Source organism: Ruegeria sp. BG9 (assembly GCF_056538305.1).
On the sequence record NZ_JBQFSY010000006.1, the window covers coordinates 271117 to 285372 of the forward strand.

The 14256-nt window shown below is 58.5% G+C and carries 13 protein-coding genes; 9 read left to right on the forward strand and 4 right to left on the reverse strand.

What is annotated here, in order from left to right; all coding sequences use genetic code 11:
* Positions 1-95 precede the first annotated feature (95 nt).
* Positions 96-836, forward strand: coding sequence for a YebC/PmpR family DNA-binding transcriptional regulator (locus ACR0I8_RS12580; protein WP_170352472.1), 741 nt, complete (start codon positions 96-98; stop codon positions 834-836).
* Positions 837-986: 150 nt separating this feature from the next.
* Positions 987-2267, forward strand: a complete 1281-nt coding sequence (locus ACR0I8_RS12585; protein WP_170691250.1) for an MFS transporter — start codon at positions 987-989, stop codon at positions 2265-2267.
* 17 nt (positions 2268-2284) lie between these two features.
* Here the strand turns inward: ACR0I8_RS12585 and ACR0I8_RS12590 are convergent, their stop codons facing one another.
* Both ACR0I8_RS12590 and ACR0I8_RS12595 read right to left on the reverse strand, forming a co-directional pair.
* A complete protein-coding gene (locus tag ACR0I8_RS12590) occupies positions 2285-2974 on the reverse strand; it encodes a nitroreductase family protein (RefSeq protein ID WP_170660027.1) in 690 nt (229 codons plus the stop codon).
* A 4-nt stretch (positions 2975-2978) separates the two neighbouring features.
* The gene (locus tag ACR0I8_RS12595) at positions 2979-3896 is read right to left on the reverse strand and encodes a LysR family transcriptional regulator ArgP (protein ID WP_170660028.1); all 918 of its coding nucleotides are present in this window, start codon (positions 3894-3896) and stop codon (positions 2979-2981) included.
* Positions 3897-3982: 86 nt separating this feature from the next.
* Here ACR0I8_RS12595 and ACR0I8_RS12600 point away from each other — a divergent pair, with 86 nt between their 5' ends.
* The 6 genes from ACR0I8_RS12600 to ACR0I8_RS12625 all read left to right on the forward strand — a co-directional run bounded on the left by ACR0I8_RS12600 (position 3983) and on the right by ACR0I8_RS12625 (position 9756).
* Positions 3983-4582: a LysE/ArgO family amino acid transporter gene (locus ACR0I8_RS12600; RefSeq protein WP_170691252.1), complete on the forward strand. Its 600-nt coding sequence runs from the start codon at positions 3983-3985 to the stop codon at positions 4580-4582.
* 40 nt (positions 4583-4622) lie between these two features.
* Positions 4623-5531: a DMT family transporter gene (locus tag ACR0I8_RS12605; protein WP_170691254.1), complete on the forward strand. Its 909-nt coding sequence runs from the start codon at positions 4623-4625 to the stop codon at positions 5529-5531.
* An 87-nt stretch (positions 5532-5618) separates the two neighbouring features.
* A complete protein-coding gene (gene betI / locus ACR0I8_RS12610; protein WP_170378015.1) occupies positions 5619-6191 on the forward strand; it encodes a choline-binding transcriptional repressor BetI in 573 nt (190 codons plus the stop codon).
* Complete coding sequence (betC, locus tag ACR0I8_RS12615; protein ID WP_170691255.1) at positions 6188-7696, forward strand: choline-sulfatase; 1509 nt, start codon at positions 6188-6190, stop codon at positions 7694-7696. Before betI ends, betC begins: the two co-directional genes overlap by 4 nt.
* Before the next feature lie 82 nt (positions 7697-7778).
* Positions 7779-9437: a choline dehydrogenase gene (betA, locus tag ACR0I8_RS12620; RefSeq protein ID WP_170691257.1), complete on the forward strand. Its 1659-nt coding sequence runs from the start codon at positions 7779-7781 to the stop codon at positions 9435-9437.
* Positions 9438-9516: 79 nt separating this feature from the next.
* Positions 9517-9756: an HP1242/YdcH family protein gene (locus tag ACR0I8_RS12625; RefSeq protein WP_170471799.1), complete on the forward strand. Its 240-nt coding sequence runs from the start codon at positions 9517-9519 to the stop codon at positions 9754-9756.
* Positions 9757-9812: 56 nt separating this feature from the next.
* On the opposite strand, the gene ACR0I8_RS12630 is transcribed toward ACR0I8_RS12625, so the two are convergent.
* Entirely contained in the window at positions 9813-11213 is a 1401-nt protein-coding gene (locus tag ACR0I8_RS12630) for a helix-turn-helix domain-containing protein (protein WP_170378023.1), read from the reverse strand.
* Between the two features lie 66 nt (positions 11214-11279).
* On the reverse strand, positions 11280-12485 hold the full coding sequence (locus ACR0I8_RS12635; protein WP_170677198.1) for a multidrug effflux MFS transporter: 1206 nt from the start codon (positions 12483-12485) through the stop codon (positions 11280-11282).
* A gap of 181 nt (positions 12486-12666) precedes the next feature.
* Here ACR0I8_RS12635 and ACR0I8_RS12640 point away from each other — a divergent pair, with 181 nt between their 5' ends.
* On the forward strand, positions 12667-14199 hold the full coding sequence (locus ACR0I8_RS12640) for an acyl-CoA carboxylase subunit beta (protein WP_170665572.1): 1533 nt from the start codon (positions 12667-12669) through the stop codon (positions 14197-14199).
* Positions 14200-14256: the final 57 nt, after the last annotated feature.

Genomic DNA, 14256 nt, shown 5'->3' on the forward strand with positions numbered 1-14256 from the left:
TCAGATGGGCGTCTCGCAAGCCGCTCTCTTGATCCTTTGCCCCGCAAACGTCTATATGAGCGCCGAATACGCTAACATGATGACGAGGACGCACCATGGCAGGCCACTCCAAATGGGCCAATATCCAGCACCGCAAGGGACGTCAGGACGCCGCGCGGTCCAAACTGTTTTCCAAACTGTCGAAAGAGATCACCGTGGCCGCCAAGATGGGCGACCCCGATCCCGACAAGAACCCGCGCCTGCGTCTGGCGGTGAAAGAGGCCAAGTCAAACTCGGTCCCGAAGGACGTGATCGACCGCGCGATCAAGAAATCGGTTGCAGGAGAAGGCGACGAGTACGAAGAAATCCGGTACGAGGGTTACGGCCCCAACGGTGTGGCCGTGATCGTCGAGACCATGACGGATAACCGCAACCGGACGGCCTCGACCGTGCGCTCGACCTTTTCCAAGAACGGTGGAAACCTGGGCGAAACCGGCTCGGTCGGGTTCATGTTCGACCGCAAGGGTGAAGTGGTCTATCAGGCGGATGCAGGTGATGCGGATACCATCTTTGAAGCCGCGATCGAGGCGGGTGCCGAGGATGTCGAAAGCTCGGAAGATGGTCATATCATCTGGTGCGCCGATACCGATCTGAACGATGTATCGAATGCGCTGGAAGAGGCGTTGGGCGAGTCCGAATCCACCAAGCTGGTCTGGAAACCCACCACGACCACTGAGCTGGGTCTGGAAGACATGCAGAAGCTGATGAAGCTGGTCGATGCGCTGGAAGATGACGACGACGTTCAGCGCGTGACAACCAATTTCGAAGCGACCGATGAGGTTATGGCGCAGCTCTGATCGCACTCGACAACTGGCACCTGAAAGCCCGGCCGGTTTGGTCGGGCTTTTTTGCGTCGGAAGTGTTGCTTGGCTGATCAGGCTCAAGCGATTACTCTTTGAAATGTGGGCGAGAAAACAAAAAGGCTGGCTTTGACGCCAGAGTGATATATGGCGCGTGACCCGTCAGATCTGGCAAAACGCAATGTCCCGGTCCTGGCCGGGCAGAGCATTCTGTCTCAGGTCGCGTGGACCTTAGGCAGCCCGTCGGTGGTTTTGCCGTTTCTGGCGGTCTCGTTCGAGTTGCCGATGTTCATCGCCGGGGCGTTGGTCTCGGTTCGCATGGTCGGCAGCATGATCGCGGATTTCTTTCTGGCCCGTTCGATTGCCGCGCGGCCCGAGAAGAAACGCGGGATTGCGATGACCGAAATCGCAATTGGAACCTGCCTTTTGGTCGCCATGGGGGTAGCCGCCACAGGCATCGTGCCGCTGATCGCCATTGCCTTCATCGCAGTCTTTTTCCTGATCGGGCTTATCGATGAGGTGCAGAACCTCATGTTAACCGATCTACTGGGCGATCATGTGCATTCGAAATCCCGAATGATGATGCAATATTTGCAACTGGGGGCCGGAGGGCTGGGTGCCATAGGGTTGGCGCTTTTGTTGCATGAGTTGACCAAGGACAATCCGCCATTTTCGCGCCACTCGGTCGTCATCGCGGTGTCCGCCACGTTCTTTCTACTATCTGCCCTGTCGATCCTTGCGATGTTTGAGATCCGCAAGACCAACAGTTCAGAATCCAATGAAGCCAAACACTTGGGCCTGTCTTTGAAAGCCAATATCAAGTCCATCTTCAGCATGTTCGAACATGCTTGGTTTCGCCGCTACCTGGTCATGCGCATGCCGCTTGTCGTGGTGTCCTTGTCCGTGCCGTTTTTCGCTCTGATTGCGGCCGAGGCGCATCATAGCTCGGCCAAGGGACTGACCGCGATGATTGTGTCTTCGGCGTCTGGCTATCTTGTCTCGGCCCCGCTTTGGCAGCTGTTGAACATGAAATCCCATCGTACCGTCATGGTCGCAGGGACTTTGATGGTGGCGATCACTGGGATCGTCCTTTTGGCGTTTCACTATCTGGGTATCGACCACGAAGTGCACCTGCATGCGATTGCCCTGTTCATCGCAACGGTTGCCGTCACGGGGATCAGCAGCGCGCGCAAGCTCTACTTTTTGGACGTCGCCCCGAAAGAGCAGCGGGTTCAGGCCTCTGCCGCGATCAAAAGCATCGCACGCCTGACCGCCGTTGCCATGTCAGCCGCTTTGGCAGCGGTCGCGCATATGCATGAGGTTTCGCTGGCGGTTGCGTTTATCGTCCTGTGCAGTCTGGTCGCAGCCGCCGCCTGTTATCTGGTCGTCTTACCCAAGCCTGCGACACCTGATCTGCAGGGCGGCTAACGTCGTTAGAGTTCCAATCAGAAGAACGACGAAATCTCGTCCAGAGGTTTCTTCATCTTGGCAACGGAGGGGACAGTCGCGGCCTCTGATGGGTGGCCAACAGCGATGATCATCGTCGGCTTTTCCGATGCGGGGCGCCCCAGCGCGTCATTCAGGAATTTCATCGGGTTCGGCGTGTGCGTTAGTGTAGAAAGCCCGGCGTGATGCAGGGCAGCCAACAGAAAGCCCGTTGCGATATTGACGCTTTCCGGGACGTAGTAGTTTTTGTACCGCGTGCCATCCTCGAACTCACCCCAGCGCTGGGCGAATACCACGATCAGCCAGGGGGCAATGGTCAGGTGTTCTTTGACCGCGTTGGTCCCGATGGGCTCTAACGCTTTGATCCATTCATCCCCTGCGCCGCCAGCATAGAAACGACGTTCTTCTTCTTCGGCTTCTTCACGGATGCGCTGTTTCAAAGCCGGTTCAGCGATGGCGGCAAAATGCCATGGCTGGTGGTTGGCCCCGGATGGCGCGGTGCCTGCGGTCCGCAAGCAGGTCTCAATTACTTCGCGATCAACGGGGCGGTCGATGAAATCTCGAACGGTATGGCGCTGTCGCATCTTGTCGTAGAATGCCTGAGCGGCCTGCTGCATCTCGGCATCGTTCATCTCGCTTCGGTCGGGCAAAGGGATCGGATCATAGCTGAGCGCATCGCGTGAGAACATCGTCTTACTCCGGATTTTTGCCCTTTATCTGGTGGTCGGCATCCGGGATCAAGGCCTTTGCAGCGGCCTGCTTTACGGCTTTGGTCAAGGGGGTCAGGGCCGAGGCCAACACGCGACCAACCTGCCAATTGAGGGGCACGTCCAAAGGCGCATCGGGCGCGACTTCGCAAAGCCTGCCGTCCTGCAAAGCGTCGCGCACCAAGGGTTCGGGGTTCATGCCCCAACCCAATCCAGCAATAGCGGCATCGACAAACCCATGGGATGAGGGGACGAAATGCGAAGGCGGCGACAGTCGCTGCCCGGTTTGGGCCGACATCCAGACCCGCTGAAGGCTGTCCTTGCGATTGAATACAAGGCAGGGCGCTTGTGCCAGCGACCGCGCTGTCAATCCCTCACTGAACCAGTGCGTGGTGAACTCCGGGCTTGCCGTCGCGAGATACCGCATCGCGCCAAGGGCATGGGTATCACATCCGGTGACCGGTTGCCCTCCCACGGTGATTGCGGCGCTAACCTCGCCCCGGCGCAGCCAGTCTGCCGAATGCTCCTGATCGTCGATCACCAGATCGAACAACAGGTCCGGCACCTGCGTCATCACATCGATGAACCACGCAGCAAGAACATCTGCCGGAAGGGCGATGCGCACCCGTGCCGGACCGGGGCCGCTCCCCAAGGTCAATTCGCGTGCAAGTTGGGACTCCAGCAGTCCGATATCCTCGGCATGTTTGGCAATCCGCAGCCCGGCAGGCGTGGCGGTGCAGGGGGAGCCGCGATTGATCAGGCTGGTGCCGATGCGATCCTCCAACGCTTTGATCCGCTGGGATATCGCCGAGGGCGTGACGGACAGCTCAGAGGCCGCCGCGTCAAAGCTCCCGTGCCGCAGAATCGCGGCCAGCGCGTTCAGGTGATGTGGATCGATCAGCATTAATCAGACTTAATCTTGTTCAGTATCTTTAATTTGATAGGCCGAGGCGAAGCCGCTAGTCAAACCTTCAAACGACAGGAGGTTTCATGTCCGCTCCCCTCATCGCTGGCTTTGTCCTTAGCTTCAGTCTGATTCTGGCCATTGGTGCGCAGAATGCGTTCATCCTACGGCAGGGTCTGCGGCGCGAGCACGTGTTTGTCTTGTGCCTTACCTGCGCTGTTTCGGACGCGATCCTGATTGCCGCCGGGATCGCCGGGTTTGGCACGTTGGCACAGGCCGCGCCTTGGTTTGAGACGGCGATGCGCTATGGCGGCGCCGCGTTTCTGACATGGTACGGGCTGCGCAGCCTGTGGTCGGCCTGGCAGGGTGGCGCGGCGATGGAACTGGGGGAGAGCCAACGCACAAGTCTGAGATCGGCGATGCTGACTGTGCTGGCCTTCACCTGGCTGAATCCGCACGTTTATCTGGATACTGTGGTGCTGATCGGCTCGATCTCGGCCCAGTATGAGGACCGGTTCAGCTTTGCCATCGGGGCTGTGACCTCAAGCTTTGTTTTCTTCTTCGCGCTGGGCTACGGGGCCAGGATACTATCGCCGTTTTTCGCACGCCCACGCGCATGGCAGGTGCTGGACGCTTTGATCGGGATTGTAATGCTGGGAATTGCGTGGAAGTTACTTGTCATGTGAAGGGTTGTTCTGCGGGTGAATTCGGTGTTCAACCGGGACCATGACAACAGCTTCCGCCCCTTCGCGCCCCGTAGTGGGAATGTTCTGGATGTTCGCTGCGGGTCTGGCCTTTGTGGTGATGACGGCGCTGGTGAAATCACTCGGCTCGACCATGGACCCGATTCAGGCCGCGTTTTTGCGCTACGTTCTTGGGTTGGTGTTTCTGTTGCCTGCCTTGCGGTCGATCCTGGCAACACGGTTGAGCAAGCGCGATCTCTCTCTGTTTGGGCTAAGAGGGGTCATCCACGGGGTGGCGGTCATGCTGTGGTTCTACGCGATGACTCGCATTCCTTTGGCCGAAGTGACGGCCATGAACTACATGACCCCGGTCTATGTCACACTTGGCGCGGCCCTGTTTCTGGGTGAGAAGCTGGCCTTTCGCCGGTTGGCCGCCATTCTGGTCGCCCTAATCGGCGTACTGATCATTCTGCGCCCCGGATTTCGCGAGGTGTCCAGTGGGCATCTCGCCATGCTGGGAACGGCGCTAACGCTAGGTGGGTCCTACCTGCTCGCCAAACTGTTGGTGCGGGATATCCCGCCCTCGGTCGTGGTGGCCCATCTGTCGATCTGGGTGACGCTGGCTTTGATCCCCTTTGCAATTGCAGTCTGGTCGCCGCCTACTCTGCGGGACATCGGGGTACTGTTTCTGGTCGCAAGCTTTGCAACGGCAGGGCACTATTTCATGACGCTAGCGCTGCAGGCCGCGCCGGTTGCGGTGACCCAGCCGGTCACCTTCCTGCAGCTTATCTGGGCGACGACTGTCGGAGCCTTGGTGTTCCACGAAAGCGTTGACATCTGGGTCGTGGCTGGCGGTACGCTGATCCTGACCGCCGTCAGCTTCATTTCCTGGCGCGAAGCGGTGCTGAACAAACGCGATGTGACACCATCGGCTTTTGCACCCAAAGCATGAAAACATGCGTCCGAAAACGAGATTGATTGACGAGTCAATAAAAAGCGCCTAGCGTCGTCGGGAAATCCTGTTGCCCAGGGGGACGCGATGCCAAAAGTCGGAATGGAGCCTATACGCCGTGATGCGATCGTTCGTGCGACGATTGCCGAATTGGGCGTACAGAAATCTCTGGATGTGACCGTCAGCCAGATCGCCAAACGCGCGGGCATGTCCAGCGCGCTGGCGCACCATTATTTTGGCGGTAAGGATCAGATCTTTCTGGCCGCCATGCGGCAAATCCTGACGGATTTCGGCAAGGAAGCCCGGACCGAGCTGGCCGCCGCAGCCCCTGACCAACGGGCGCAAGCCATCATCCGCGCCTGTTTCGCCCATTCATGCTTCACCCCGGACGTGATTGCCGCGTGGATGACATTCTATGTCCTCGCGCAGACAAACGATGATGCTCTGCGGCTGTGGAAGGTCTATCAGGCGCGCATCCGCTCGAACCTGATCCATGCGCTGCGCCCCCAAATTGCCGAACCGATCAACGCGGCCGAGACCATGATTGCCTTGATCGACGGGCTGTATATCCACTCGGCGCTGAGCGCCCCGGAAGAACCTCAGCTGGCTGCCAATCACGCCTTGCGCGTCCTGAATACACTGCTCGAGGGCGAAAAATGACAAAACCAAACATTCTGATCCTGATGGTGGATCAGCTGAACGGCACCTTGTTTCCCGACGGTCCGGCCGACTGGTTGCATGCGCCGAACCTGAAGAAACTGGCCGAACGCTCCACCCGTTTTGCCAATGCCTATACGGCCTCGCCGCTTTGCGCACCGGGACGGGCGAGCTTCATGTCGGGCCAGTTGCCCTCACGCACGGGGGTTTACGACAACGCGGCCGAGTTCCGCAGCGACATCCCGACCTATGCCCACCATCTGCGCCGCGCGGGGTACTACACCTGTCTGTCGGGCAAGATGCATTTTGTTGGTCCCGACCAGTTGCACGGGTTCGAAGACCGCCTGACCACCGATATCTACCCCGCTGACTTTGGCTGGACTCCGGATTACCGCAAACCGGGTGAGCGGATCGACTGGTGGTATCACAACATGGGGTCCGTCACCGGCGCGGGTGTTGCTGAAATCTCGAACCAGATGGAATATGACGACGAGGTTGCCTACCACGCCAAGGCCAAGCTCTATGATCTGGCGCGCGGTAAGGACGACCGTCCGTGGGCTATGACCGTCAGCTTCACGCATCCTCATGACCCCTATGTCGCGCGCCGCAAATACTGGGATCTTTATGAGGATTGCGAACATCTGCTGCCCGAGATCGCTGATCTTGGCTATGACAATCAGGACCCGCATTCCAAGCGTATTTTCGACGCCAACGACTGGCGCAGCTTCGACATCACAGAAGAAGATATCCGCAAGTCCCGCCGCGCGTATTTCGCCAATATCTCGTACCTGGACGACAAGATCGGCGAGATCCTCGAAGTGCTGGAGACGACACGCCAAGAGGCGATCATCATGTTTGTCTCGGACCATGGCGACATGCTGGGCGAACGCGGGTTGTGGTTCAAGATGACGTTCTTCGAGGGCTCCTCGCGCGTGCCACTGATGATCTCCGCCCCGGATTTACCTGCGGGCCTGATCGAAACACCTGTGTCGACCATCGACGTGACCCCGACTCTGGGCTCTTTGGCCGGTGTTGATATGGCCGAGATTGCCCCATGGACGGATGGCGAGGACCTCGTGCCTCTGGCCAAAGGGCAGGAGCGGACAGCCCCCGTGGCGATGGAATACGCGGCCGAGGCCTCCTATGCGCCGCTGGTCTCGTTGCGCTATGGCAAGTGGAAATACAATCGTTGCGCGCTGGACCCCGATCAGCTGTTTGATCTTGAGGTCGACCCGCATGAACAGAACAACCTCGCCGATGACCCCGCGCATGCCGGAACCCTGCAAACCTTAGGCGCCAAGTCCGAGGCGCGCTGGGACCTGGACCGGTTTGATGCGGATGTCCGCGCCAGCCAGGCGCGCCGCTGGGTTGTCTACGAGGCGCTGCGGCAAGGTGGGTATTACCCGTGGGACTACCAGCCCCTGCAAAAGGCATCCGAGCGCTACATGCGCAACCACATGGACCTGAATATCGTCGAGGAAAGCCAGCGGTTCCCGCGCGGCGAGTGACCTCTTCTTCTTTTTGAAAATACGCCCGCCGGAGGCAGAGCAGGTTTCGAAACCTCTCACGGCGGATCTATGGAGACGTGAAATGGAAGCAGATTTTGTCATTGTGGGTGCTGGCTCTGCCGGCTGTGCGATGGCCTATCGCCTGAGTGAGGCCGGGGCCTCGGTTCTGGTGATCGAACATGGGGGCACGGATGCCGGGCCATTTATTCAGATGCCCGCGGCGCTGAGTTACCCGATGAACATGTCGCTTTATGACTGGGGATTCAGCTCGGAACCCGAACCCAACATGAACAACCGCCGGATGGCCTGTCCGCGTGGCAAGGTGATCGGTGGGTCTTCCTCGATCAATGGGATGGTTTATGTGCGCGGCCACGCGCGGGATTTTGACACTTGGGCGGATATGGGGGCGGATGGCTGGTCCTATGCGGATGTGCTGCCTTACTACAAACGCATGGAAAACTGGCATGATGGCGGCCATGGCGGTGACCCGGAATGGCGGGGCAAGGATGGTCCACTGCATGTGTCACGCGGTCCGCGCAAAAACCCGTTGTTCCAAGCCTTCGTCGATGCTGGTCAGCAAGCGGGCTATGAAGTCACGGGCGACTATAACGGCGAAAAGCAGGAAGGCTTCGGCCCGATGGAACAGACCGTCTGGAAAGGACGGCGCTGGTCGGCTGCAAATGCTTATCTGCGACCTGCTCTGAAACGTCCCAACTGCGACCTCGTCAAGGGTTTGGCATCGCGCGTTGTGATGGAAGAGGGTCGCGCAGTTGGTGTCGAACTGGTGCGTGGCGGCAAGAAAGAGGTCATTCGTGCCCGGCGTGAGGTTATTCTGGCTGCCTCGTCGATCAATTCGCCCAAACTGCTGATGCTCTCGGGTATCGGGTCGGCGTCGCATCTGGCAGAGCACGGCATTGACGTGATCGCCGACCGCCCTGGCGTGGGTGCGAACTTGCAGGACCATCTGGAGTTGTATATCCAGCAAGCCTCGTTGCAGCCGATCACGCTGTATAAGCACTGGAACCTGTTCAGCAAAGGTCTGATTGGTGCGCAGTGGCTGTTCACCAAAACTGGTCTTGGAGCGTCGAACCAGTTTGAGAGCGCAGCCTTCATCCGGTCGAACCCAGGTGTTGAATACCCCGACATCCAGTACCACTTCCTGCCGATTGCAGTGCGCTATGACGGTCAGGCCGCGGCAGAAGGGCATGGGTTCCAGGCGCATGTGGGGCCGATGCGGTCTCCGTCGCGTGGGGCTGTGACTTTGCGGTCGAACAAGGCTGAAGACGCGCCGGTGATCCGGTTCAACTACATGAGCCATGAAAAAGACTGGCAAGACTTCCGCAAGTGTATCCGCCTCACCCGTGAGATCTTTGGTCAGGACGCCTTCAAACCCTATGCGGGCAAAGAGATTCAGCCTGGCGCCTCAGTGCAGACGGATGAGGAACTGAATGCCTTCATCGCAGAGCACGCCGAAAGCGCCTATCACCCATGTGGCACCTGCCGGATGGGGCGCGCGGATGACAAGAACGCCGTGGTCGACCCCGAAGGTCGCGTCATCGGCGTAGATGGTTTGCGCGTGGCTGACAGCTCAATCTTCCCGCAGATCACCAATGGCAACCTCAACGCGCCGTCGATCATGGTGGGTGAGAAGATGTCAGATCACATACTGGGCAAGGATGCGCTGCCCAAAGCAAATGACCGCCCGTGGATTCACCCGCAATGGGAGGTCGCACAGCGCTGATTTGATCCGCGTCAAAGTGGGGTGGGGCGACATCCGATAAACCTGAATCGCAACGACATTTATTCAGGAGCGAACAGGAATGTCCCACACCCCGCATGAACTGGCCGAAGAGTTTCCGGACAAAGTTGAGGTGATGAGCCAGCTCAAGCAGACGGACGCTCATTTTGCGCGGCTGGCTGAAGAGTATCACGAAATCAACCGCCGCGTTCACCGCGCCGAAACCAATATCGAGCCGGTGGAAGAACTGGCCGAGGGCGAGATGCGAAAGAAACGCGCCGCGCTTAAAGATGAAATCTGGGCGATCGTGTCCAAGGCTTAACGCCAACAGCGGGGGCTCTGCCCCCGCACCCCCGGTATATTTTGGCCAGATGAAGATCAAGTGACCTCATAGGGCAGTGTGCCTCGGGTATGAGTGTCGATGGCCAAGCGCCGTTCCAGTGGCGGAACCGAGCGTTGGTGGCAATTTGCGCGCTCACAGATGCGGCAGGAAATACCGATCGGTTCATAGGCGCTGGCGTTGTTGATATCCAGATTGTCGGCGTAAACTAGTGCTTCGGCATGGCGGGTTTCGCAGCCCAATGCGATCGCATAGCGGCGCACCGGCGCACCGAATGAGCCGCCGGGCTTTGAAACATCCCTTGCTAGCGAAATATAGCGGACGCCATCGGGTGTTTCCGCCAGTTGCCGTAGGAAATGCCCCGGTGTTTCAAAGGCGCGGTGGACGTTCCACAACGGGCAGGCGCCGCCAAAGCGAGCAAATTGCAGCCGAGTGGCCGAGTGGCGCTTGGTAATCGTTCCGGCCTGATCCACGCGGACGAAGAAGAACGGAATGCCTTTTGCGCCTGGGCGCTGCAACGTGGACAAGCGGTGCGCGACCTGCTCGATTGAAGCGCCAAACCGGTTGCTCAGCATCTCCAGATCATGACGATCCTCTTGCGCGGCGGCCAGAAACGCGCTGTAGGGCATCAGGGACGCGCCGGCGAAGTAGTTGGCAAGGCCGATTTTGGCGATTGCGCGGGCCTCTTCGCTCTGGAATTTGGCGAAATCGAGCGTGGCCTCTAGCAGCTTGTCCTGGCTTATCAGAGCAACCTGAAGCAGTAACTGAAAGACCTGCGTTTGCGGCGCGGCGCGTGAGGACAGGCGCAGGGTTCTGCTTTCTTTGTCGTAGCTACGCAACGGGTTGATGTCTGAGAAGATCACTTGAATCCCGCGTTCTTCCAGGCTTTGCAGCGCGGCCTGACGGATGCCGCCCGGGCCGTCGGCGCGTTTGGCAAACAGTTCGGCGGCGCGGTCAACCGCGTCGATGTAGTTGTCGCAATAGTGGAAGAAGTCGCGAACTTCCTCCCATGGGCTGGCTTGGGTGCGGGAGTCTTCGCGGCCTAGCGCTTCGTCTAGTGAGGCGAGGCGTTCGTGGGTTTGGCGATAGCTTCGGTGCAACTCGATAAAGGCACGGGCAAGAGCTGGGGCGTTTGAGGCGGTTAGGCGCAGATCAGCTAGTGGGGGGATATCGTCGGCAAAGACCGGATCGGCCAGCGCCTCACGCATATCTGAGACCAGTCGCTCACTGTCGCCCGTGCTCAGCTCGGTCACGTCCATGCCGAACTCCTGCGCCAACGCCAGAACAACGGTGGTCGAGATCGGCCGGTTGTTGTTTTCCATCTGGTTCAGGTAGGGCAGGGAAACACCCAGTTTTGTGGCAAATTCCTTCTGGGTCAGCGTCAAGCGCGTGCGCATTTCGCGCAGTTTGGCGCCGGCATAGAGTTTTTGGGTGGCCATGGGCGTGCCTTTGCAACTTTTCTATTCCGGCACGTTAACTTTGCAAATCCTCTTGGGCAAGGCGTCTTAGAGGCCCAATTGCCGTTCGCGCCAAATGACCGAGCAGATCGCTGCGATGGCAAGGATCGCCGTGACCAGCATGAGCCAGAGCAGGGGCATTGCGCCTGTTTCGACGGTCAGTAGCGCCCCTGCCAGTGCGCTCAGGCCTGCTCCTCCGCCCAGCATGATTGCGCCGCTGAGGCCCGAGGCGGTGGCGGCCAGATGTGGTCGAACAGACAGGGCACCGGATGTTGCGTTTGGGATCGTCATCCCATTGCCCAATCCGACGAACGTCATGAAGCCGAAAAAGCTGAGCGCTGTTCCGAAGCCTGTCAGGAACAAAGCGGCAGACAGGGCGACGCCGGCGGCGTTCAGCCAGGTTCCCCAAAGTACCATGCGGTTGATGCCGAACCTTACCGAATACCGCCCGCTGAAGAAGTTGCCCAGAAAATAGCCCAATGCAGGCGCGCCAAAATAAATCCCGACTTCGGCGGCGCTCATCCCGAAGACTTCGGTTCCGATGAAGGGCGCTCCGCCCAGATAGGCAAAGAACGCGCCCGACGAGCAGGCCGAGGACAGCGAATAGCCCCAGAACCGAGGAGACATCAGCAGCTCGGGGTATTCCCGAAATTGCTGTAGCAGGGTTTTGCCGCTTTTGGCTGAAGTTTCCCCGAAATCGACATAGGTCAGGGCAAGGGTTAGGGCGCCCAAAGCGAAGGGCAGCCAGAAATTCGCTTTCCAGCCAAAGCTCTCTTCCAGCAACCCGCCTATGGCTGGGCCGATCATTGGTACAACGGCCATCCCCATGGTGACATAGCCGATCATTGAAGCCGCCTGATCCTGATCATACATGTCCCGAACCGCGGCCCGGCTCAGCACCATCCCGACCACAACGACCGCCTGACACATGCGAAAAAGTAGGAACACCTCGGCCGTCGGTGCGTAGATGCAGCCAAGTGTCGCCAGCAGAAAGAGTGCGAGTCCCCAAAGCAAAACCGGGCGTCGTCCCGCCTTGTCTGCAATTGGTCCGATGATGATCTGCAGGACCGCGTTTACCAGCAGGTAAAGGGCGATCGACAGTTGCATGACCTTGTAATGCGTGTCGAAATGCAGGGCCATGTTCGGCAGGCTTGGCAGGAATAGATTCATGCTCAGCGCCGATAGTCCCGAGAGAAGAACCAAAGTGCCGATTGTGGGTGGTGTGCGATAAGCCGACGACGTTCTGAACTGCATGGTTCGCTTGTATAGCTGTTGAGTAGGCAAAGGCCAGACGCTTGATGCTGTTGGTAAAAATTCGCAAATTTACAGTTTGAGCAAACGAGATTTTCAAAACTTTGCAAATTTGCCGAAAATATCTTTGGCTGAAGGGTTGCTCACTGTAGGGTCCGGTCAGATTTCACAGGGGACTATCGCCATGAAAGACATCCTTTCCGAGCTTGAAGAACGCCGCAACGCGGCCCGTCTGGGTGGTGGGCAAAAACGGATCGACGCGCAGCATGGGCGGGGCAAGCTGACCGCGCGCGAGCGAATCGAGCTGCTGCTGGACGAAGGCAGTTTTGAAGAATTCGACATGTTCGTCAGCCATCGTTGCACCGAATTCGGGATGGAAAAACAAAAGCCTGCCGGGGATGGTGTGGTCACCGGCTGGGGCACGATCAATGGCCGTATGGTCTATGTATTTAGCCAGGATTTCACTGTGTTTGGTGGCTCTCTGTCCGAGACCCATGCGCAGAAGATCTGCAAGATCATGGATATGGCCGTTCAGAACGGCGCGCCGATCATTGGGATCAACGACTCGGGTGGTGCGCGAATCCAGGAAGGCGTTGCCTCGCTTGCCGGATATGCCGAAGTGTTCCAACGCAACATCACCGCGTCCGGCGTGGTACCTCAGATCAGCGTGATCATGGGCCCCTGTGCGGGTGGCGCGGTATACAGCCCGGCGATGACGGACTTTATCTTCATGGTGAAGGACTCGTCCTACATGTTCGTCACCGGCCCAGACGTGGTGAAGACCGTCACGAATGAGGTCGTTACAGCTGAGGAACTGGGTGGGGCTTCAACGCATACCAAAAAGTCGTCGGTCGCGGATGGCGCTTTTGAAAACGATGTCGAAGCTTTGGCCGAGGTGCGCCGGCTGGTCGACTTCCTGCCGCTCAACAACCAGGAAAAACCTCCGGTTCGGCCTTTCTTTGACGATCCCAACCGTGTCGAAACCTCATTGGATACTCTGGTTCCGGACAATCCGAACACACCGTATGACATGAAGGAACTGATCACGAAGATCGCGGATGAAGGCGATTTTTACGAGATTCAGGAAGACTTCGCCAAGAACATCGTCACTGGCTTCATCCGTCTGGAAGGGCAGACTGTCGGTGTCGTGGCCAACCAGCCCATGGTTCTGGCTGGGTGTCTGGATATCGACAGCTCACGCAAAGCGGCGCGTTTCGTGCGCTTCTGCGACTGTTTCGAGATCCCGATTCTGACGCTGGTGGACGTGCCCGGCTTCTTGCCTGGGACGCAGCAAGAATATAGCGGCGTGATCAAGCATGGTGCCAAGCTGCTTTATGCGTACGGTGAGGCGACCGTACCGAAAGTGACCGTGATTACCCGTAAGGCCTATGGTGGTGCTTATGTTGTGATGGCCTCGAAACATCTGCGTGGCGATTTCAACTATGCGTGGCCCACGGCCGAGATCGCGGTGATGGGTGCGAAAGGCGCGACCGAGATCATTCACCGCGCTGACCTCGGCGACGCTGAGAAGACGGCGCAGCATGTTGCCGACTACGAAGACCGTTTCGCCAACCCATTTGTGGCGGCTGAACGCGGCTTTGTGGATGAGGTGATCATGCCGCAATCAACACGCCGTCGTGTATCACGGGCTTTTGCCAGCTTGCGCGGCAAGCAGTTGAAAAACCCGTGGAAAAAGCACGACAACATTCCTCTCTGAGAGTGCGGGGTGGGACGACCCACCCCAATCCGCCGAAAATTGCGGTACTCCTCCGCA